General features: G+C 68.5%; 15 protein-coding genes. 5 read left to right on the top strand and 10 right to left on the bottom strand.

Features of this window, described 5'->3' with window-relative positions:
• Positions 1–134: 134 nt before the first annotated feature.
• The 3 genes from prmC to hisS form a co-directional block, all read right to left on the bottom strand.
• A complete protein-coding gene (gene prmC, locus MT490_RS12350) occupies positions 135–947 on the bottom strand; it encodes a peptide chain release factor N(5)-glutamine methyltransferase (protein ID WP_297387958.1) in 813 nt (270 codons plus the stop codon).
• Positions 948–1,055: 108 nt separating this feature from the next.
• Positions 1,056–2,129, bottom strand: a complete 1,074-nt coding sequence (gene prfA / locus MT490_RS12345) for a peptide chain release factor 1 (protein ID WP_297387955.1) — start codon at positions 2,127–2,129, stop codon at positions 1,056–1,058.
• A 106-nt stretch (positions 2,130–2,235) separates the two neighbouring features.
• Positions 2,236–3,486, bottom strand: a complete 1,251-nt coding sequence (hisS, locus tag MT490_RS12340) for a histidine--tRNA ligase (RefSeq protein WP_297387952.1) — start codon at positions 3,484–3,486, stop codon at positions 2,236–2,238.
• A 236-nt stretch (positions 3,487–3,722) separates the two neighbouring features.
• Between hisS and MT490_RS12335 the strand changes: the two genes are divergently transcribed.
• Genes MT490_RS12335 through MT490_RS12325 form a run of 3 tightly spaced genes read left to right on the top strand, consistent with a single transcriptional unit; the run spans position 3,723 to position 9,559 of the window.
• The gene (locus MT490_RS12335) at positions 3,723–4,928 is read left to right on the top strand and encodes an efflux RND transporter periplasmic adaptor subunit (RefSeq protein WP_297387950.1); all 1,206 of its coding nucleotides are present in this window, start codon (positions 3,723–3,725) and stop codon (positions 4,926–4,928) included.
• 6 nt (positions 4,929–4,934) lie between these two features.
• Positions 4,935–8,117, top strand: a complete 3,183-nt coding sequence (locus MT490_RS12330) for an efflux RND transporter permease subunit (RefSeq protein WP_297387948.1) — start codon at positions 4,935–4,937, stop codon at positions 8,115–8,117.
• Positions 8,114–9,559, top strand: coding sequence for an efflux transporter outer membrane subunit (locus tag MT490_RS12325; protein ID WP_297387945.1), 1,446 nt, complete (start codon positions 8,114–8,116; stop codon positions 9,557–9,559). The genes MT490_RS12330 and MT490_RS12325 overlap by 4 nt, the downstream gene beginning before the upstream one ends.
• 101 nt (positions 9,560–9,660) lie before the next feature.
• Here MT490_RS12325 and MT490_RS12320 read toward each other — a convergent pair whose 3' ends face one another.
• The 5 genes from MT490_RS12320 to MT490_RS12300 are packed head-to-tail and all read right to left on the bottom strand — an operon-like array spanning position 9,661 to position 15,745.
• On the bottom strand, positions 9,661–11,088 hold the full coding sequence (locus MT490_RS12320; RefSeq protein ID WP_297387943.1) for an FAD-dependent oxidoreductase: 1,428 nt from the start codon (positions 11,086–11,088) through the stop codon (positions 9,661–9,663).
• Positions 11,085–12,584, bottom strand: a complete 1,500-nt coding sequence (locus tag MT490_RS12315) for a tryptophan halogenase family protein (protein WP_297387940.1) — start codon at positions 12,582–12,584, stop codon at positions 11,085–11,087. The genes MT490_RS12320 and MT490_RS12315 overlap by 4 nt, the downstream gene beginning before the upstream one ends.
• Before the next feature lie 40 nt (positions 12,585–12,624).
• Complete coding sequence (locus MT490_RS12310; RefSeq protein WP_297387937.1) at positions 12,625–13,254, bottom strand: 2-dehydro-3-deoxy-6-phosphogalactonate aldolase; 630 nt, start codon at positions 13,252–13,254, stop codon at positions 12,625–12,627.
• The gene (locus MT490_RS12305) at positions 13,251–14,117 is read right to left on the bottom strand and encodes a 2-dehydro-3-deoxygalactonokinase (protein ID WP_297387934.1); all 867 of its coding nucleotides are present in this window, start codon (positions 14,115–14,117) and stop codon (positions 13,251–13,253) included. The genes MT490_RS12310 and MT490_RS12305 overlap by 4 nt, the downstream gene beginning before the upstream one ends.
• Complete coding sequence (locus MT490_RS12300; protein WP_297387932.1) at positions 14,114–15,745, bottom strand: sodium/solute symporter; 1,632 nt, start codon at positions 15,743–15,745, stop codon at positions 14,114–14,116. Before MT490_RS12300 ends, MT490_RS12305 begins: the two co-directional genes overlap by 4 nt.
• A 198-nt stretch (positions 15,746–15,943) precedes the next feature.
• On the opposite strand from MT490_RS12300, the gene MT490_RS12295 reads away from it, so the two are divergent.
• The gene (locus MT490_RS12295; protein ID WP_297387928.1) at positions 15,944–16,690 is read left to right on the top strand and encodes a FadR/GntR family transcriptional regulator; all 747 of its coding nucleotides are present in this window, start codon (positions 15,944–15,946) and stop codon (positions 16,688–16,690) included.
• 207 nt (positions 16,691–16,897) lie between these two features.
• Positions 16,898–18,760 (top strand): methyl-accepting chemotaxis protein, encoded by a 1,863-nt coding sequence (locus MT490_RS12290; RefSeq protein WP_363321745.1) that lies wholly within the window; start codon positions 16,898–16,900, stop codon positions 18,758–18,760.
• 60 nt (positions 18,761–18,820) lie between these two features.
• Here MT490_RS12290 and MT490_RS12285 read toward each other — a convergent pair whose 3' ends face one another.
• Together MT490_RS12285 and MT490_RS12280 are read right to left on the bottom strand one after the other, a co-directional pair.
• Positions 18,821–19,729 (bottom strand): family 43 glycosylhydrolase, encoded by a 909-nt coding sequence (locus tag MT490_RS12285; protein ID WP_297387923.1) that lies wholly within the window; start codon positions 19,727–19,729, stop codon positions 18,821–18,823.
• On the bottom strand, positions 19,729–20,874 hold the full coding sequence (locus tag MT490_RS12280) for a cellulase family glycosylhydrolase (protein WP_297387920.1): 1,146 nt from the start codon (positions 20,872–20,874) through the stop codon (positions 19,729–19,731). Before MT490_RS12280 ends, MT490_RS12285 begins: the two co-directional genes overlap by 1 nt.
• Positions 20,875–20,890: the final 16 nt, after the last annotated feature.

Raw genomic sequence — 20,890 nt, 5'->3', positions numbered from 1 at the left:
CGGCTCACATGACCATGGAGTGGGCCGTAGCCCCTTATTTCAACGACTTGGTTGAAAGTGCCTCGCCCCGGCGCTGTCTTAGCCCGTGGAGCACCAATCTCCAAGAGGAAATATGGGGCACGGGGTGCCCGGTTTCAAGTAAGTAGTACCACGCGGGGACGTCCCCCGAGATCGCTGTGGACCGCGGGCAACAGACCCTGCTGGAGCGCCAGCGCCGAGACGGCCCTGGCCTGGGTCCAGCCGATCTCGAGCACCGCCGCGCCGCCCGGGGCGAGCAGCCGCGGGAGATCGGGGACGATGCGGCGATAGTCGTCGAGGCCGTCGATTCCCGCAAAGAGCGCCGAGGCGGGCTCGTGCTCGCGGACCTCGGCGGGCAGCGGTTCGTGCGTGCCGATATAGGGCGGGTTGGCGAGGATCAGGTCGAACGGGCCTTCCAGCCCTTCCGCCCAGTTGCCGGTTCGGAACTCGACGCGATGGGCCATGCCCAGGCGTTCGGCATTGGTGCGGGCATAAGCGAGCGCCCGTTCGGAAACGTCGACGCCCAGCCCGCTCGCTTCGGGCCATTGGTCGAGCGCGGCGAGAAGCAGGGTGCCGGGCCCGGTGCCGAGATCGAGGATGCGGGCCGGCACGCGCTCATCGAAATGCTCGATCGCCGCCTCGATCAGCGTCTCGCTGTCGGGCCGCGGGATCAGCACCCCGGGGCCCACCGCGAGCTCGATCGTCCAGAAGGCGCGGCTGCCGGTGATATAGGCGACCGGCTCGTGCGCGAGACGGCGCTGGAGGAGCGGCTCGAAGGCGTCGGGAACGGCTTCGTCGAGATGGCGGAGGAGCAGGTCCTGGCGCGAGACGCCGAGGGCGTGGGCCATCAGGAGCTCGGCGTCGAGGCGGGGGGTGTCGGTGACCGGGGCGAGGCGTTGTGTGGCCTCGGCGAGCGCGGAGCGAATCATAAGCCCCTCCCCTTCAGGGGAGGGGTTGGGGTGGGGCCTGTCCGCGGGCGACAGTCTCGATGAGACATCCCCCACCCCCAACCCCTCCCCTGAAGGGGAGGGGCTTCGCTACCCATCCAGCTGCGCCAGCCGGTCGGCTTCGTCCTGGGCGATCAGCGCGCCGACCAGCTCGTCCATCTCGCCCTCGAGGATCTCGGGCAGGCGGTGGAGGGTCAGGTTGATGCGGTGGTCGGTCACCCGGCCCTGCGGGAAATTGTACGTCCGGATGCGCTCGGAGCGGTCGCCCGAGCCGACCATCGACTTGCGCGCGCCGGCGCGCTCGGCGTGGAGGCGTTCGCGCTCCTGCTCGTAGAGGCGGGTGCGGAGCACCTTCATCGCCTTGGCCTTGTTCTTGTGCTGCGACTTCTCGTCCTGCTGGATCACCACCAGGCCGGTGGGGATGTGGACGATGCGCACCGCCGAATCGGTGGTGTTGACCGACTGGCCGCCGGGACCCGACGAGCGATAGATGTCGATGCGGAGGTCCTTGTCGTCGATCTTGACGTCGACTTCCTCGGCCTCGGGCAGCACCGCGACGGTGGCGGCGGAGGTGTGGATGCGCCCGCCCGCCTCGGTGACCGGCACGCGCTGGACGCGGTGGACGCCGCTCTCGAACTTCAGCTTCGCGAACACGCCCTTGCCCTCGACCGAGGCGATGGCTTCCTTGAACCCGCCCGAATCGGAGGCCGAGGAGGAGATCAATTCGACCTTCCAGCCCTGCCCCTCGGCATATTTCTGGTACATGCGGAACAGGTCGCCCGCGAAGAGCGCGGCTTCGTCGCCGCCGGTGCCGGCGCGGATCTCGAGCATCGCGGCGCGCTCGTCGGCGGCGTCGCGCGGGAGCAGCGCCAGCGCGAGCCTGCGGTCGGCGGCGGCCAGCGCCTCCTCATTGGCGCGGAGCTCGTCGATCGCCAGGGCGCGGAGCTCCTCGTCGGCGTCCTGCGTCATGTGCTGGAGCGATCCCGCCTCGGCGCGCAGCCGCCGTACCTCGCCCGCCGCCTGCGCGACGGGCTCGAGCTCGGCATATTCCTTGGAGACCTGGACGAAGCGGTCGCCCGACAGGTCGCCGGTCGCCATCAGCGCCTGCAATTCGTCGCGCCGCGCCTCGATCGCGGCGATGCGGTCTGCGGGGATGGAGGTCATGACGGGGAACCCGTCACCCCGGCGGAAGCCGGGGCCTCAGGAGACGCGCTGCCCGCGAGCAGCATGCTGCACGAGGTCCCGGCTTTCGCCGGGATGACGGAGTGGATCATGCCCCAGCTCCTCCGAGCTGCTGCAGGACTTGCTCTACTTGCCGGTGCACTTCCGAAGGCGATGCCGAGCGCGTGTTCGCCACGACTTTGTCGTCCTTCCAATTGAACGACACGAGCACTTTGGCGGAAACCTTGGCGGCCTTGTCGTACCGCTTCCGCGGCGAGCCGGTTGCGATCATGTCGGCAGAAAGCTGCGCCATCCGAAATGCCTTGAGCGTACGGATAGCATCGCCAATAGCGCGATCGTCCTCGACGGCGATGATGACGTCGAGCCGCTCGACCGCCGGCTCCCCGATCAGCATCGCCAGCCGCTCGACGCCCGCCGCCCAGCCCACGCCCGGCGTCTCGGGCCCGCCGAGCGAGCCGATCAGCCCGTCATAGCGCCCGCCCGCGAGGACGGTGCCCTGCGCGCCGAGGCGATCGGTAACGAACTCGAACGCGGTGTGGCGATAATAATCGAGCCCGCGGACGAGGCGGCTGTTTCGGGTCCACTTCACCCCGGCCGCGTCGAGGCCGTCGGTCACCGCCTTGAAAAAGGCGGCCGCCTCCTCGGTCAGGTACGCGTCGATATCGGGCGCGCTGTCAGCGATCGGGCGGTCGCGCGGATCCTTCGAATCGAGGATGCGCATCGGGTTCTTGTCGAGCCGGACCTGGCTGTCCTCGGACAGCGCGTCGCGATGCGCCTCGAAATGCGCGACCAAAGCCGTGCGCCACGCATCGCGCGTCGCGGCGTCGCCCAAGGTGTTGAGCTGGAGCGTCACCCCCTCGGCGATGCCGAGCTCGTGGAGCAACTGATCGGCGAGGACGAGCAGTTCGACGTCCGCCGCTGGCTCGGCCGCGCCGATGATCTCGGCGTCGATCTGGTGGAACTGGCGGAAGCGGCCCTTCTGGGGGCGCTCGTAGCGGAACACCGGGCCCGCGGTGGCGAGCTTGAGCGGCGCATATTGCTGCCAGCCCTCGGTGATGTAGGCGCGGGCGATGCCGGCGGTGAATTCGGGGCGCAGGGTGATCGAATCGCCGCCGCGGTCCTCGAAAGTGTACATCTCCTTCGAGACGACGTCCGAGGTCTCGCCCATCGAGCGGGCGAACACATTGGTCGCCTCGAAGATCGGGATCTCGAGCCGCTGGAAGCAATAGAGCCGGCGGACGCGCTCGAACGTGTCGAGCACATGCGCGAAGCGCCGCTGCTCGTCGCCGAAGATGTCCTGGGTGCCCCGGATGCGCTTGGGGGTTTCGATACGTGCCATTTCGCGCGGGTTTCTAGGGCGATGGCGAGAAAACGAAAACCCTTATTCCGGCGGACCCGATCCTCCCCCCACGCGGAGTATCCGTTCCCCTAGGGGAGCGGCCTTTCGCATATCGGGACTATCGCTGACACACTCTGATACATTTCTTCGCTAGAAGCCGCGCGGCCGTCTGTCATATGGGCAAGCTACGGAACTGAACTGCGCCTGCCCGAGGGCGCTATGAGCGGGTCTGCGAATTGAATCTGAACCTTTCGAACCTTCCCGGTGGATCCTGCGCGGCGCTTGTTGCCGCGGCCCTCCTCGTCACTTCCTGCAGCGGCAGCGGCGGCAGTGCCCAGAAGAAGGGCGCCGCCGGCCCCGCGCAGGTCGGCTATGTCGTGGTGCAGCCGAGCAACGTTCCGATGGTCACCGAGCTCTCGGGCCGGGTGACGGCGTTCCAGACCTCCGAGGTGCGGCCGCAGGTCGCCGGCATCGTCCAGCGCCGGATGTTCACCGAAGGCTCGATCGTCCGCGCGGGCCAGACGCTCTACCAGATCGATCCGAGCCTCTACCAGGCGCAGGCGTCCGAGGCGCAGGCCAACCTGCAGAGCGCGCGCGCCAATGCCGAGGCCGCGCGCGTCCGCGCCGATCGCTATCGCCCGCTCGCCAAGATGGAGGCGGTGAGCCAGCAGGACTATACCGACGCCGCGGCGCAGGCGCGCCAGGCGACGGCGGCGGTCGCGCAAAACAGCGCGCAGCTGCGCACCGCGCAGATCAACCTGCGCTTCACCCGCGTCCCGGCCCCGATCACCGGACGGATCGGCCGCTCCCTGGTCACCGAGGGCGCTTTGGTCACCGCGAGCCAGGCCGATCCGCTGGCGGTGATCCAGCGGCTCGATCCGATCTTCGTCGACATCCAGCAATCGAGCGCCGACATGCTCGCGCTGCGCAAGGCGCTGGCCAAGGGCGGGCTCGTCCCCACGAGCGCCGTCGTCCGGCTCAAGCTCGAGGACGGCAGCGAATACAGCCAGACCGGCACGGTCGAGTTCGCCGAAGTGATGGTCAACGAGAATACCGGGACGGTCACGCTGCGCGCGCGCTTCCCCAATCCGCAGGGTATATTGCTGCCGGGCATGTTCGTCCGCGCCTCGTTCGCGCAGGCGATCGACACCCAGGCGTTCCTGGTGCCGCAGGCCGGGCTGTCGCGCGATCCGCGCGGCAACGCCACGGTCTATGTCGTCGGCCCGGGCAACCGGGCGGTGGCGCGCACCGTCGTCGCGGCACGCACGCTCGGCGCGGACTGGGTGGTGACCCAGGGCCTCGCCGCCGGCGACAAGGTGATCGTGCAGGGCACCGCCAATCTCCGCCCCGACGCCGAGGTCCGTCCGGTCCCCTACACCACGCCGCAGCGCATCGAGGCGACCAAGGCCGGCCAAAGCGGCGCGGCGAAGAAGGGCGGCTGAGCCGGCATGTCCCGCGTCTTCATCGATCGCCCGATCTTCGCCTGGGTGATCGCGATCATCGTCATGCTGATGGGCGTCGGCGCGATCATGTCGCTGCCGATCGCGCAATATCCCGACGTCGCGCCGCCGCAGGTCAACGTCCGCGCCACTTATCCCGGCGCCTCGGCGGAAACAGTGCAGAATTCGGTGACGCAGATCATCGAGCAGCAACTGAGCGGAATCGACGGGCTGATCTACTTCAACTCCTCCTCGACCTCGCGCGGGCAGGTGACGATCTCGGCGACCTTCGAGAAGGGAACCGATCCGGACATCGCGCAGGTCCAGGTGCAGAACCAGGTCCAGCAGGCGCTGTCCCGCCTGCCGCAGCAGGTGCAGCAGCAGGGACTGCGCGTCACCAAGTCCAACCCCGATTTCCTGCTGATCGTCGGCGTCTATGACGAGACCGACAAGCGCACCAACCAGGACGTCTCGGACTGGATGGCGTCGAACATGCAGGACACGCTGGCGCGCACCCCGGGCGTGGGGGACACCAACGTGTTCGGCGCGCCCTATGCGATGCGGATCTGGCTGAACCCCGATCGGCTGGCGAGCTATTCGCTGATGCCGAGCGACGTGATCACCGCGATCACCAACCAGAATACCGAGGTCGCCGCGGGCGAGATCGGCGGCCAGCCGCAGCCGAGCACGCAGATGCTCAACGCGACCGTCACCGCCCAGTCGCGCCTCCAGACCCCCGCGCAGTTCGAGCAGATCATCGTCAAGACCGAGACCAGCGGCGCCAAGGTGCTGCTCAAGGACGTCGCGCGAGTCGAATTGGGCGCCGAAAGCTACAATGCGGTCAGCCGGGTCAACGGCCATCCGGGCGCCGGCATCGCGGTCAGCCTCTCCCCCGGCGCCGACGCGCTCGAGACCGCCGAACTGGTCAAGGCGGAAGTCGAGCGGATCTCGCGCGGCTTCCCGGCCGGCTTCAAATACGCCTATGCCAACGACACGACGGCGTTCATCAAGCTCTCGATCGAGGAAGTGGTGAAGACGCTGGTCGAGGCGATCATCCTCGTCGTGATCGTCATGTTCATCTTCCTGCAGAGCGTGCGCGCGACCCTGATCCCGTTCATCGCGGTGCCGGTGGTGCTGCTGGGGACCTTCGCGGTCTTCTACGCGCTCGGCTTCTCGATCAACACGATGACTCTGTTCGGGCTGGTGCTCGCGATCGGCATGCTCGTCGACGACGCGATCGTCGTGGTCGAGAATGTCGAGCGCCTGATGGAGGAGGACCCCGAGCTCTCCCCGCGCGAGGCGACGATCAAGTCGATGGACCAGATCCAGATGGCGCTGGTCGGCATTGCGCTCGTGCTCTCGGCGGTGTTCCTGCCGATGGCATTCTTCGGCGGATCGACCGGCGTGATCTACCGGCAATTCTCGGTGACGATCGTCTCGGCGATGGTGCTGTCGGTGTTGGTCGCGCTGATCCTGACGCCCGCGCTCACCGCCACCCTGCTCAAGAAGAAGAGCGAGGAGCATCACGGCTGGGTCGAGCGGCGCTTCCCCGCGATCGGCCGCTTCTTCGGCCGCGCGCGCGACGGCTTCAACCGCGGCTTCGATGCCGGCGTCCAGCGCTACATCGGCGGGGTCACCACGGTAGTGAATCGCAAGTGGCTGTTCCTGCTGATCTATGCCGCCGTGTGCCTGTTGCTGGTGCTGATGTTCACGCGGCTGCCCACCGGCTTCCTGCCGACCGAGGACCAGGGTGCGGCATCGGTGCAGTTCCGCCTTCCCGCGGGCGCGACCCAGAGCCGCACGCAGGAAGTGCAGAAGGCGATCGAACGCTATTTCATGGAGCAGGAAGGCAAGAACACCGCGACGATGTTCACCGTCACCGGCGGCGGGGGCGCCGCCGCGAGCGGGCAGAATACCGGCCAGGGCTTCATCAATCTCGCCAACTGGTCCGAGCGCCCGGGCAAGGAGAATTCCGCCGACGCGATCGTCCAGCGCGCATCGTCGGCGTTCCGCAACTTCCGCGACGCGCAGGTCTTCGCTCTGGTGCCCCCAGCGATCCGCGGGCTCGGCCAGTCGAGCGGATTCACCATGCAGCTGCAGAATGCCAGCGGCATGTCGCGCGAGCAGTTCCTCGCCGCGCGCGACAAATTGCTCGCGGCCGCCAACAGCGATCCCGAGCTCGCCCAGGTGCGCCTGTCCGACCTGCCCGATGTCGCCACGCTCCGAGTCGATATCGACCAGCAGAAGCTCGCCGCGCTCGGCCTCGCTCAGAGCGACGTCAATTCCACGCTGTCGACCGCCTGGGGCGGTCGCTACGTCAACGACTTCATCGATCGCGGCCGCGTGAAGCGCGTCTATGTCCAGGGCGACGCGCAGTTCCGCGCCCGGCCCGATAATATCGAGGAATGGTTCGTACGCTCCGGCAACGGCCAGATGGCGCCCTTCTCCTCCTTCGCGCAGACGAGCTGGGCGACCGCGCCGACGACGATGTCGCGCTTCCAGGGCATTCCTTCGTTCGAGTTCCAGGGCCAGGCGGCGGCGGGCACCAGCTCGGGCGAGGCGATGCGCAAGATGGAGGCGCTCGCGGCGCAGATCCCGGGCACCAGCGTGGCCTGGTCCGGCCTCTCCTTCCAGGAGCGGCTGTCCTCGGGGCAGGCGCCGTATCTCTACGCGGTGTCGCTGCTCGTCGTGTTCCTGTGCCTCGCGGCGCTGTACGAGAGCTGGTCGGTCCCGGTGGCGGTGCTGCTGGTGATCCCGCTGGGCCTCGTCGGCGCGGTGTTCGCGGTGACGCTGCGAGGACTGGAGAACGACGTCTATCTCCAGATCGGACTGCTCACCACCATGGGTCTCGCCGCCAAGAACGCGATCCTGATGATCGAATTCGCCGAGCGTGCCGAGAAGGAAGGCAAGCGCGTGATCGACGCGGCGATCGAGGCGGCGCGCATCCGCCTGCGGCCGATCCTGATGACCAGCCTCGCCTTCATCTTCGGCGTGCTGCCGCTCGCGATCTCGACCGGCGCGGGCGCGAACAGCCGCATCGCGATCGGCACCGCGGTGATCGGCGGCATGCTGACCGCGACGATCCTGGCGATCTTCTACATCCCCTTGTTCTTCGTGCTGGTCCGCCGCGGGGTGCGCGACGGGCTGAAGGCGCTGCGCGCACGCCGCCAGCCGCCGGAGGCCACGGCATGAAGCGCGCCGCATCGTTCCTTGCCGCGACGATGCTCGCCGGCTGCTCAATGGGGCCGAAATACGTCCAGCCGGCGGCGCTGGTGCCGCCGTCCTGGCCGGTCGGCGACGCCTATCTCGCGAACAGCGAGGCGGCGCTGCCCGCGGTCACGTATCGCGACATCTTCCGCGACGCGCGGCTCCAGAAGCTGATCGCGCAGGCGCTCGCCGAGAATCGCGACCTGCGCCTCGCCGCCGCGAACATCCGCGCGGCGCGCGAGCAATATCGCATCCAGCGTGCCGATCGGCTGCCCGAGGTCGCGGCCGGCGCGGGCGCCACGGTGTCAGGCGGGCAAAGCAGCAGCAGCGGATCGACCACGACCTCGTCGGACGCACGCACGCGCTTCACCGCCGATGCCGGGATCACCGGCTTCGAGCTCGACCTGTTCGGCCGCGTCGCCTCGCTCACCCATGCCGAGCAGAACCGCTATTTCGCGACCGAGGCCGGGGCGCGCGCGACCTGGCTGACGCTCGTCGGCGACATCGCCGATGCCTGGCTGACCTATGCGGCCGATGCGAGCCTGCTCAAGATCGCCCAGGACACTGCCGCCAATGCCGAGAACAGCGTCCGCCTGACGCGCGCGCGGCTGGAGGGCGGGATCGCGCCGCGCACCGACCTGCGCCAGGCCGAGCAGGTGCTCGAGGGCGCGCGCGCCGACCTTGCCCAGCAGCGCACCGCACTGGCGCAGGACGTCAACGCACTCCAGTTGCTCGTCGGCGCGCCAATCGATCCGGCGCTGCTCCCCGCCTCGCTCGACGAGGCCGCGCCGACGATCGCCGAATTGCCCGCCGGGCTCGATTCGAGCGTGCTGCTCCGCCGCCCCGACGTGGTGCAGGCCGAATATCAGCTGCGCGCCGCCAATGCCGAGATCGGCGCGGCACGGGCGGCCCTGTTCCCGCGCATCTCGCTCACCGGCCTGCTCGGGCTCGCGAGCAACGCGCTGACCGGGCTGTTCAGCGGCGACGGGTTCAACTGGTCCGCGGGCGCCAGCGGCGACTATTCGATCTTCAACGCGGGCGCCGGCCGCGCGAACGTGCGGCTGAGCGAGGCACAGCGCGACGCGGCGGTCGCGACATACGAGCGCGCGATCCAGTCGGCCTTCCGCGAAGTCGCCGATGCGCTGGCGCGGCGCGGGACGATCACCGAGCAGCTCCGCGCGACCGAGGCGCAGGCGAACGCCGCGGCCGACACTTTCCGCCTCACCGAGGCGCGCTATCGCGGCGGGATCGACACCTTCCTGTCGAGCCTCGACGCGCAGCGCTCGCTCTATTCGGCGCGGCGCACATTGGTGGCCACCCGGCTGGTGCAGGCGAGCAACCTGGTGACGCTATACCGCACGCTGGGCGGCGATTCGCTGCTCCACGCGACGCCGCAGGGTCCCGAGGCGGCGGCAGGCCAGCCCTAGCCTCCTCCCGTTCGCCCTGAGCTTGTCGAAGGGCCGTCTTACTTCGGGCGAAAGAAGAACGGTGCTTCGACAAGCTCAGCACGAACGGGAGAGAATCTGCGCTAGTCCCTCGGCACTCCGCACCGCGCCAGATAGTCGGCATAGGAAGGCACCCGCGCCGGCAACTGCGCAAGGCCGGCGCGCATCTCGGCCATGCGCGCAGCGGCGACGTCCGCAGGCACGCCCGCGGCAAGCGGCTCGATGGCGCGCGGGAGCACGCCGAGGCCGAGCAGCGCCGAGAGCCAGATCTCCTTCGGCAGGCTGTCCTCGTCATAAGCGGGCAGCCGGCCGCGGCTCTCGAACTGCTGGAGCGTATGCGCGAGGCTGGCAGGCACGCGGAGCGACGCCGCATCCCCGCCCTTGTGGAGATAGTGGAGCGCCTGGAAGTCGCGCATACGCTCGGCCTCCTCGCGCGATCGGCGGTTATATTCGGCGATCTCTACCGGGTGGCAGTCGCGCCCCGGCAGCAGTTCGAGCGCGCGGGCGATGCCGCTGTGCGCGAGATGGAGATTGGGCCAGTGCAGCGGGTCCAGCGCGACCGCGGCGTCGCCCAGCGCGAGCGTGTTGCGCACCCAGGGATCGGCGCGGCGACCAGGGCGGATAACGACCGCACCCTCGTCGGAGCCGCCTCGGCCGGCCGACCAGATCTCGCCGAGAATCGTCCTTCCCGGCAGCGCGGACGCGAAGTGCCAGCCCCGCGCCGTCCCCGCGACGCGATCGTTCGGGCCGAGCGCGCCGGAAGGCGCCTCGGCGAGCGCGACCCGATCGCAGGGCAGGCAGTCGCTCCAATCCTCGAAGCCTCCCCCCATCGCCTGGGCGAGCGGCGCCGAGGCCCCCGAAGCGTCGAGATAGAGATCGGCTTCGATCCGATTCCCGTCGGCGAGCAGCAACACGGACACGTTGCCGTCCTCGCGCCGCTCGATCCCGCCGAACGCGCCCGGCAGCCGCGTCACGCGCAGCCGATCGACCAGCGCCGCCAGCATCTGGCGATAGCGCTCGGGATCGAGGCGCAGCGCATAGTCGAAGGTCGCGAGCGGCGTGCCGGGCTTGCCCTGCGGATGCACGAACCTCCCCGCCCCGGCGAGGACGCCCGCGGCGGCATAGAGATGCCAGGCCTCGGCGCGCCTCTCGCGCCGGGCGCGCGCCCAGAGCTGGTGGAAGGCGATCGCGCCGCCGGGCGGGCCATGGTCGCCATGGACATGGTACCAACTCTCGCCGCCCGCGGGCCAATCGTCGAAGCGCAGCCCGAGCCGCGGCACCGCGACGCCCGCGCGGACCAAAGCCTGCTCCTCGATGCCGATGCTCGCGTGGAAGCGGTGGATCGCGGTCGTGCTGCCCGGCAGGTGGTCGGCAAGCGCGGCGGGATCGGGCGGAGTCTCGACGAGCGTGACCGCGAGCTGGGGAAGCGCCCGCGCGAAGGCGAGCGCGGCGGACAGCCCGGTGATCCCGCCGCCCAGGATCGCGACGCTGCGGATCGCGCGGTCGCTCATGACAGCTTCTGCATCCCCAGCGCCTCGCGATGGCCGGGCAGGCGCCGGACCTCGCCGGCGATCTGGCCGCGCAGCCGCTCGAGCGCGGCGCCCAATTCGCGCGGGTCGACAGCGTCGGCGCGCTGGTCGCGCCCTTCCGGGATCACGCCCTGCCCGATCATCACCGCGATCCAGCTCGGCTCGAAGAACAGGCCGTGACTGTAGCGCTCGATGCGCCCGGCGCGGCGGAACAAGGCGATCTTGTCGGCCAGGCTGTCGGGGATCGGCATGTGGCGGACCTGGTTCCAGAACGCCGAATCATCACGCGTGCTGGCGTGGTAATGGAGGATCAGGAAATCGCGGATCCGGTCATATTCATAGTCGATCAGCCGGTTGAACTCGTCGCGGTCGGCAGCCTCGATCGCATCGATCGGGAACAACTCGATCAGCTGCAGGATCGCCGCCTGGACGAGATAGATGCTGGTCGATTCGAGCGGCTCGAGAAAGCCCGAGGCGAGCCCGACCGCAACGACGTTGTGCGACCAGCTGCGCTTGCGGCGCCCCGCCCGGAAGCGCAGCATGCGCGGCTCGGCGAGCGGCTCGCCCTCCACCGCGGCGAGGATCGCCTCCGCCGCCTCGTCGTCGGACAGATGTGCGCTCGAATAGACATAGCCGTTGCCGACCCGGTGCTGGAGCGGGATGCGCCAGCGCCACCCGGCGGGCATCGCAGTGGCGCGGGTGAGCGGCTCGATCTCGCCCGGCGGCGAGGCGCAGGGCAGCGCCATCGCGCGGTCGCAGGGCAGCCAGTGCGACCAGTCCTCCCATTCCTCGCCCAGCGCGTCACCGAGCAGCAGGCCGCGAAACCCCGAGCAATCGACGAATAGGTCGCCTTCCACGCGCGCACCGCTTTCCAGCACCACCGCCGCCACGTCGCCCGTCTCGGCGTTGCGCTCGACCGAGACGATGCGGCCCTCGGTGCGCGTCACCCCCTGCTCCTCGGCGAAGCCGCGCAGATAGGGGCCGAAGCGCGTCGCATCGAACTGATAGGCGTAACCGTAGCTCGAAAGCAGCACGTCGGGATCGGTGAGCGGTACGGCGAAGCGCCGCTGCGCCGCCATGACGTTGGCGACCGAATAATCGGAAATGTCGCCGCCCTGCCCCAGCGCGCGCATCCGCAGCCAGTAGGCAAGGAAGGGCACGTCGCCGAGCGGGCGACCGAACGCGCCGAACGGGTGGAGATAGGCGTCCCCCGGCTTGCCGAAGTCGCGGAACTCGATCCCAAGCTTGTAGGTGGCATGGGTGGCTGCCATGAACTCGGCCTCGTCGAGCCCGAGCGTCTCGATGAAGGCGCGCAGATGCGGCAGCGTCGCCTCGCCCACCCCAACGATCCCGATCTCGGCGGATTCGATCAGCGCGACGCTGGCCGCGTGCGGCAGCAGCTTCGCGATCGCCGACGCGGCCATCCAGCCGGCGGTTCCGCCGCCGACGACGATCACTTTCTTGCGTGGTCGGTTCACCTCGCCCCCTCTCGGGGAGCGGGTGTAGGCGATTATCGCCTCAGCTTGCCAGAGCCGAAACGAACGCCTTTGCCCGCGCGCCCACGTCCGCGGCTGTGAAACCGGGCTTGTAGAGCGCCGAGCCGAGCCCGAAGCCCGCCGCGCCAGCTTCGCGCCACGGGCCCATATTGTCGGGAGCGATGCCGCCGACCGGGAGAAGGCGCATGTCTTTCGGCAGCACCGCGCGCATCGCCTTGAGGATTTGCGGGCTCGATCCCTCTGCCGGGAAGAGCTTGAGCGCGGTCGCGCCGGCCTCGATCGCCGCGAAGGCCTCGGTCGGCGTCACGACGCCGGGGAGTGACACCATGCCCGCCTTGGCGCTGGCCGCGATCACGCGGGTGTTGGCATTGGGCGAGATGATCATCGTGCCACCGACTGCGCGGACCTGCTCGACCTGGCCCTCGGTGAGGACGGTACCCGCGCCGACCACCGCGCGCCCCTCGAACCGTCGCGAGAGCCGGGCGATGCTGTCGAGCGGATCGGGCGAGTTCATCGGGACTTCGATCAGCGTGAAGCCCGCCTCGACCAGCGCGTCGCCCACGCCCTCGACCTCCTCCGGCTTCACCCCGCGCAGGATGGCGATGAGCGGGCAGCGCGCGAAGGCGGCATCGAAGGCGGCGATATGGGTCATTGCTTCACGATCTCGTTGATACCCGCGACGAACGCGGCGTGGCTGTCGATCAGAGTGGCATTGCGGCCATGGGCTTGAATGGCCGCCGAGTAGAGTCCGCCCAAAACGGGATCGGCGAGGATATGGACGCTGTCGTGCGAAGTGCCGGCAAGTCGCGCGGCGACGTCGGCGCCGATCAGCAAGCCGGAGGCGTAGGAAGCGGCATCGACATCGTCGCGCTGCCCCAGCATCTTCGCGGCGCGGATGCCGAACAGCGACGCGGCGAGATCCCGGCGCTTGCCTTCCTCGACGCCTTCGCGGAACGCGGTGCCGAGCGTCACTTCACCGCCGAGCTGCGCTGCGAGCAGGCCGTGCTTCCGGAGCAGTGCGAACAGCTCGCCGGTCATCGCGGTGACGAAATCCATCACCCTGCCGCCCTGCATCTCGACCCATTTGCAGTGCGTACCGGGCTGGGCGAGCAGCGAGTCCGCCGGGACCAGCCCCGCCGCGACCGCGCCGAGCAACTGGACTTCCTCGCCGCGCATCACGTCCGCGCGGCCGCCGGCTAGGGTCGAGATGCCCGGAACGATCGCGGTGCGATCGTCGATCCGGAGCAGCCCGGCGGCGAGCTCGGCCACCCCGGCGGGCGCGGCGACATAGGGCGCCGGCCGCCAGCCGATGTTCGATCCGACCATGCCCGCGAGCAGCATCGGCAGATCGCCGAACCGCTCGCGGATCGCCGTCGCCTCGGCGGCGAAATCCTCGACCGAGGTAACCCCGCGGTCGTCGCGCTCGGTGCGAACGACCTGACCGCCGTCGATCAGGAACACGCGCCGGTTGGTCGTGCCCCAGTCGACGGCGAGGAAGGTGCTGCCGAAACTCACCACCAGGTCGCGTACAATGCGATGAGGATCAGGATCACGCCCACGCCCGCGACGTTGAACACCGCCGGGGTGCGGAAGGTCACGCCCTCCATCGTCACGCGGTTGGCGTCACCGCGGCCGCGGACGACCAGCGACACGACCATCGCCAGGAACAGGCTCACCACGAACACGAACATCATGCGGTTCATGAAGGGCAGCAGATAGGCGTTGAGCGCCTCCGGCAGCCACGGCGCCGGGATCGCCGACTTGAGGAAGAACGAGAGCAGCACCGAAGTGAGCGCCGCGACGATCGCGCCGGCTTCGGTCGCCGGCTTCCAGAACAGGCCGAGCAGGAAGATCACCGTGATGCCCGGCGTGAAGAAGCCCGAGAATTCCTGGATGAACTGGAAGGCCTGGTCCGACTGGCCGATCAGCGGCCGGGCGGCGATCACCGCGATCACCACCGCGAGCGCGGCGACGATGCGGCCGACCAGGACGAGGTGCTTCTCCTGCCCCTCGCCGCCGGTGCTGTCTTCGGCGCGGGTCGGGATCTTGCGCGCCTTGGCATAGAGATCGAGCGTGAAGATCGTCGCGATCGAATTGATCTTGGACGCGGTCGAAGCGATGATCGCCGCGATCAGCGCCGCGAAGACGAGGCCGAGCAGCCCCGGGGGCAGCAGCTTCATCATCGTCGGATAGGCTTCGTCGGGCTTGGCCAGCTCGGGCGCGAGGATGACGGCGGCGATGCCCGGGAGCACGATGATCACCGGCATCAGCAGCTTGAGATAGGCCGCGAACACCACGCCCTTCTGCGCCTCGCCCAGGTTCTTGGCGGCCAGCGCGCGCTGGATGATATACTGGTTGAAGCCCCAATAGCTGAGGTTCGCGATCCACATGCCGCCGACCAGCACGGCGATGCCGGGCAGATCCTTGTAGAAGGGATGATCGGCCTCGAGGATCATGTTGAAATGGCCGGGGACGCGCTCGGTCAGCACGCCGAAGCCGGCGATCACGCCCTGGTCGCCGCCGATCTGGTTGAGCGTCAGGTACGAGACGACGAGGCCGCCGAGCACGAGCAGGGTCACCTGGACGATATCGGTGAGCGCCACTGCCTTGAGGCCGCCATAGAGCTGGTAGAGCAAGGCGAAGCCGCCCAGCGCGATCAGTGCCGCGTCCTGATTGACGCCGGCGACCTTGTTCACTGCGATCGAGCCGAGCCAGATGATCGAGGTCAGGTTCACGAAGACGTAGAGCGCGAGCCAGAACACCGCCATCAGCACCGGAAGCACGCGCCCGTAGCGCTGCTCCAGGAACTGCGGCATCGTGTAGATCTGGTTCTTGAGGAAGATCGGCAGGAAGTATTTGCCGACGATCAGCAGCGTCAGCGCCGCCATCCACTCATAGGAAGCGATCGCGAGGCCGATCGCATAGCCCGAACCGGCCATGCCGACGATCTGCTCGGCGGAAATGTTCGCCGCGATCAGCGACGCGCCGATCGCCCACCAGGGCAGCGACTTGGACGCGAGGAAATAATCCGACGTATCCTTGGCATGGCCCGCCTTCTCACGGCTAACCCATTGCGCCAGGCCGAAAATGCCGATGGCGTAGACGATCACGACGATGAGATCGATCTGCGAGAGACTCGTCATTGCTTCCTCCCTGCCCCGGGCGCCGGCGGCTGAAGCCGCGCTCTCGTGCCCGCCCTTAGCCGCCTGATCTGGCGGCGTTGGTTCATTTATCGTATTTATTGGACTTGTCCAGCGCCACCACTCCGCTAACGTAGGCGCAACAGTGGCGTGAAGAGGGTCCTGACATCGTTGTCGGGGCCGATCAAGAGGCTCATGGGGATGTCGAACACCTATCCGACACTGGGGGCGGAGGATGCGCGGCCCCAGCTTGGCCGCAACCTCACTTACGGCATGCTCGACAGCTTGGGCCGGGCGATCGTCACGGGCCGCTACGAGCGCGAGCCCTTCCCGACCGAGGCGGAGCTGGCCAAGCAGCACGGCGTCAGCCGATCGGTGACGCGCGAGGCGGTGAAGATGCTCACCGCCAAGGGCCTGCTGAGCGCGCGCCCGCGCCAGGGTACGGTGGTGCAGCCCTCGACCTCGTGGAACCTGTTCGACACCGACGTGCTGCGCTGGCTGCTCGAGCGGCAATTCTCGATCGACCTGCTGCGCCAGTTCAACCAGCTGCGCGTCGCGATCGAGCCCGAGGCGGCGGCGCTCGCCGCGCGCGTCGGTTCGCCCGAGGATCGCGCACGGATCTCGCACGGGCTCGAGCGGATGGAGGCGGCCGAACAGGGCCTCGAGGACACGCTCGAGGCGGACATCGCCTTCCACGTCGCGATCCTGCGTGCGTCGGGCAATCCCTTCTACGCGCAGTTCCGCGACGTGGTCAGCACCGCGCTCCGGACCTCGATCCGCTTCACCAACCGGCTCAAGGGCCGCACCGCCAATGTCGCCGATCACGCCGCGGTGCGCGATGCGATCGAGGCACGCGATCCGGAGGCGGCACGCGCCGCGATGCGCGCGCTGATCGGCGACGTGCTCGAACTTATCGATCACGTCGAGGCGGGCGAGGCAAAGAGCTAAGTCTCGGAATTCTCTTAAAAAATACACAAGGAATGGCTTCGGAGCGCCTTTCCGCGCCCGAAATTGTGAGGGCAGCCGCCCTATAGGCCCTCCTGCTCCTCCTATGATGGCATTGATGACCGGTGCGTCGAACCCGCGGAACGAGGGGGCGGGCTCGCAGGCGTTCGCTTCGGCGGGCGTCGCCGGAACAATGTTACGGAGCTTATGATGTCGTTGCAGAACATCCCTATTTCACGAAAACTCGCCGGTGCCTTCGCCGCGCTGATCGTGATCTTCGCCGGAGTCGGCTGGATCGTCTTCTCCAACCTCTCGTCGCTCGAAAAGGCGGCTGCGGACAAGGAGCGGTCGCTGCGCGCGCTCGAGCTCAGCCAGACGCTGCTGACCTTGGTCCTCGAGCAGCAGAATGCCGCGCGCGGCTTCGCCATCCTCGGCAAGGAAGAGTTCTACAAGACCTATGCGGAGAATGGCGGCAAGTTCTTCGAGACGGTCCAGAAGTTCAAGGAGCACTCGACCGCCGACCAGCAGCACGCGCGGGCCGATGCGCTCGCCGGCGAAGTGCGGGATCTGCGCGTCAAGCTCGACAATGTCATTCGGCTGGCACGCAATCCGGCGACGCGCGGCCAGGCGGGCGAGCTCTCCGGCGTCAAGATGCTCAGCAAGATCCGCGCGCTGATCAAGGACATCAACGCGACGCAGCAGGAGCGCGTCCAGGAGAAGATCGAGGCTGAGAACGCGGCGGTCCTCGCATCCGAATGGGCGATCTGGCTCGGCGGCGCTTTCTCGGTCGCGCTCTCGGTGCTGCTCGGCTGGCTGCTCTCGCGCGGCATTGCCACGCCGGTCGCCCAGATGACCGGCGTGATGAAGACGCTCGCCAGCGGCAACAACAAGGTCGACGTGCCGGCCACCGATCGCGGCGACGAGATCGGCGACATGGCCAAGGCGGTGCTGGTGTTCCGCGAGGCGGCGATCGAGAAGGAGAAGACCGACGCGGCCAAGAAGATCGCCGATGCCGAACAGCAGCGCGTGGTCGAGACGCTCGAGGCCAATCTGAGCAAGCTCGCCCAGGGCGACCTGACCAGCCAGATCGACGAGGCCTTCTCGCCGGCATACGAATCGGTGAAGGTCAACTTCAACGGCGCCGTGACCGAGCTGCGCAACCTGATCGGCACGGTGATGGAAAGCGCCGCGACGATCCGCACCGGCTCGAACGAGATCGCCCAGGCCTCCGAAGACCTGGCGCGCCGCACCGAAGCCAATGCCGCAAGCCTCGAGGAGACCTCGGCGGCGGTGACGCAGATGGACGGCCGCCTCAAGGCGACCGCGGCCTCGGCGGGCCGCACCGTCGAGCGTGCCGACGGCGCGATCTCGACCGTGTCGGGCGGGCGCGGCATCGCCGACGAAGCGGTGCAGGCGATGACCCGCGTGGCGGATTCGGCCAAGGGCATCGACTCGGTCATTGAGGGTCTCGACAAGATCGCCTTCCAGACGCGCGTGCTCGCGATGAACGCCGCGGTCGAAGCGGGTCGCGCCGGCGAGGCGGGCCGTGGCTTCGCGGTGGTCGCCGACCTCGTCAGCGCGCTCGCGATGCGTGCGGAAGAGGAAGCCGGCCGCGCCCGCGACCAGCTGACCGCCACCCAGACCGACATCGTCGCTGCCGTGGAGATGGTGCAGAAAGTCGACAGCGCACTCGCCGACATCTCGGGCGACGTCGGCGAGGTCCATGCGCTGCTCAACCAGATGGCGACCGACAACCAGGCCCAGTCGACCGCTATCACCCAAATCTCGGTGGCGATCGGGACGATGGACCAGTCGACCCAGCAGAATGCCGCGATGGTCGAAGAGACGTCGGCCGCCGCGCGCAACCTGACCGGCGAAGTCGCCGCGCTCAGCGAGCAGGCGTCGAAGTTCAACGTCGGCAACAGCGCGCGCGCCGTCGCGGTCCGCGCGAACGTGCCGGCAAGGCCAGCCAAGGCGGCAAAGGCCTCGGCCTATGTCTCGCCGGTCAAGGCGCTTCCCGCCGCCGCGATGGCGAACGGCAATGCCAGCCACGACGACTGGGCCTCGTTCTAAGAACAGCCACCAACTGCAAAGAAGGGGCGCCGTGGCAGATGCCGCGGCGCCCCTTCCCTTTCATCGCATCCGGATCGGCAGGATCGCGCCGTCGGCGCCGTACGCGATCTTCTGGATCGCGATGCGGCGCTCGCCGCGATAGGGGCCGTCGCCTTCCTGCCCCTCCCAGCGATGATAGGCGATGTACCAGGTGCCGTCCTTCGGATCCTCGAAGAAGGCGTGGTGGCCGGGGCCGCGATAGTGCCGGTCGCCGACGAGCAGCGGCCCGCCATGGCGCCACGGGCCGGTCGGCGAGGACGCGACGGCATAATGGACCTGATAGGAGGAGCTGTCCCACCTCCCCGACGACCAGGACAGATAATGGACGCCGTTCCGAACGTGCATGAACGCGCCTTCGGTGAAGCCGGGCGGCGTCTCGACCTTCACTTCGCGGTCCACGCCGAGCATGTCGGGCCTGAGCACCCAGACCCGCAGCGTCGCGCCCGCGCTGCCGCCGGCATAGAGATAGGGCGTCCCGCTCTTCGGATCGACGAAGACCGCCGGATCGATCGCCTCGAACCCCTCGCCCCCCGTGATCAGCGGCTTGCCGCTGTCGGTGCAGGGACCCGCCGGCCCCTTGCACACCGCCACGCCGATGCGGCTCGGGGTCGGGTTCTGCGGGCCGACCGAATAATAGAGGTACCAGCCGCCCTTCGCCTGGACCATGTCCGGCGCCCAGAGATGGTGGCGCGGGGCGCGATCATCGTCGATCCAGCTGATGTCCTCTAGCCGGAGCAACGTTTCGCCGCGCGTCCACGCGACCCTGTCGGACGAGGACCAGGCGGCGAGCACCCCACCGCCGGTCGGGTAGATCCAGTAGCGCCCCTCAGCCGCTTCCATATCGGGATCAGCGCCGGCGAAGACCGACTGCGCGGACGCTGCCGGCGGGATCCCCGCCAGCAGCGCCCCGAGCAGCAGCGCCGCGCGCATCACTTCCCCGCGGCGGGGACCACGCCCTTGGGCGATGTGGCGAGGCGCTTGATCAGGTCGACCTCGGCCTGGCGATAGGGCTTGCCGTCGGCGCGGAACACCTCGTGGAACCAGATCGTCGGCTCGTCCCAGGTATAGGGCTTCTTCCAGCTGTCCCATGGCAACCGCGTCTGGGTCTTGCCGTCGACGAAGCCCCAGTTGAACATCGCGATATCGTATTTCTTCGCGATCGGCAGCGAGCCGTCGAAGGTCGAGCCGTTGCCGCGTGCCATGTACTCGGTGCACCAGACCGGACGGCCATAGCTCAGCATCTGCCTGGCGCGCTCGTCGAACTTCTCGGGCCAGTTATAGTCGTGGAAGCTCAATATGTCCGACTGGGCGATCTGGGTCTTCTCGACCGCGTCGAGCCTGGCCTGGTCGTCCCAATGGTCGCCGATCCACACGCCCGAGGTGAGCGGCTGGACCGGGTCGACCGAGCGCGCCCAGGTGAAGATCTGCGGCAGCAGCAGCGCGACATATTTGTTCTTGTCGGGCGTCGGCTTGTAGTTGCCGCCGCCGCCATTGTTGGGCTCGTTCCACAGGTCCCAGCCGAGGACGCGATCGTCCTTGGCGAAGCGGCCTACGACGTCTTTCACATAGGATTCGAATTTGCCGTACTGGCTCGCATCCTTGAGCCGCGCCGCGCCGGGGCCCTGGACCCAGCCCGAATTATGGACCCCGGGGATCGGCGGGCGCTGCGGACCCGCGACCGGGTCGGGATCCCAGCAGCTGTCGAACAGCACGAAGAGCGGACGGATCCTGTGCTTTGCGGCGATGGCGAGGAATTCGTCCATCCGCCGCTTGAGGCCCTCGGGATCGTTCTCCCAGAGCAGGTTGTGGACGAACACGCGCATCGTGTTCATGCCGATCGACTCGGCGAGCGCGAGCTCCCTGTCGATCGTCGCCGGGTCCCAGGTCTCCGCCTGCCACATCTCGAGCTGGTTGATCGCCGATGCCGGCGTGTAGTTGGCGCCGACTAGCCAGGGCTGCTTCGCGTGCCAGGCATGGGCTTGGGCCTTGCTCCACTGGTCGCGCGCCTCGGCGGGGGCGATGCCCCCGACGAGGACGAGCGCCGTGGCAGCGAGAAGGAAGCTGCGACGGATCATGTGCGGGCTCCCTGCG

The organism is Sphingomonas sp. (assembly GCF_026460985.1).
Taxonomy (GTDB): domain Bacteria; phylum Pseudomonadota; class Alphaproteobacteria; order Sphingomonadales; family Sphingomonadaceae; genus Sphingomonas.
This window is presented reverse-complemented; position numbering and strand designations above follow the sequence as displayed.

What these genes read in the sequence shown, in the direction of transcription:
- MT490_RS12325 (WP_297387945.1), top strand. Translation starts at nt 8,114, where the DNA reads ATGAAGCGCGCCGCATCGTTCCTTGCCGCGACGATGCTCGCCGGCTGC.
- prmC (WP_297387958.1), bottom strand. Translation starts at nt 947, where the DNA reads ATGATTCGCTCCGCGCTCGCCGAGGCCACACAACGCCTCGCCCCGGTC.
- MT490_RS12310 (WP_297387937.1), bottom strand. Translation starts at nt 13,254, where the DNA reads ATGACCCATATCGCCGCCTTCGATGCCGCCTTCGCGCGCTGCCCGCTC.
- MT490_RS12280 (WP_297387920.1), bottom strand. Translation starts at nt 20,874, where the DNA reads ATGATCCGTCGCAGCTTCCTTCTCGCTGCCACGGCGCTCGTCCTCGTC.
- MT490_RS12285 (WP_297387923.1), bottom strand. Translation starts at nt 19,729, where the DNA reads ATGCGCGCGGCGCTGCTGCTCGGGGCGCTGCTGGCGGGGATCCCGCCG.
- MT490_RS12320 (WP_297387943.1), bottom strand. Translation starts at nt 11,088, where the DNA reads ATGAGCGACCGCGCGATCCGCAGCGTCGCGATCCTGGGCGGCGGGATC.
- MT490_RS12290 (WP_363321745.1), top strand. Translation starts at nt 16,898, where the DNA reads ATGTCGTTGCAGAACATCCCTATTTCACGAAAACTCGCCGGTGCCTTC.
- hisS (WP_297387952.1), bottom strand. Translation starts at nt 3,486, where the DNA reads ATGGCACGTATCGAAACCCCCAAGCGCATCCGGGGCACCCAGGACATC.
- MT490_RS12330 (WP_297387948.1), top strand. Translation starts at nt 4,935, where the DNA reads ATGTCCCGCGTCTTCATCGATCGCCCGATCTTCGCCTGGGTGATCGCG.
- MT490_RS12300 (WP_297387932.1), bottom strand. Translation starts at nt 15,745, where the DNA reads ATGACGAGTCTCTCGCAGATCGATCTCATCGTCGTGATCGTCTACGCC.
- prfA (WP_297387955.1), bottom strand. Translation starts at nt 2,129, where the DNA reads ATGACCTCCATCCCCGCAGACCGCATCGCCGCGATCGAGGCGCGGCGC.
- MT490_RS12295 (WP_297387928.1), top strand. Translation starts at nt 15,944, where the DNA reads ATGTCGAACACCTATCCGACACTGGGGGCGGAGGATGCGCGGCCCCAG.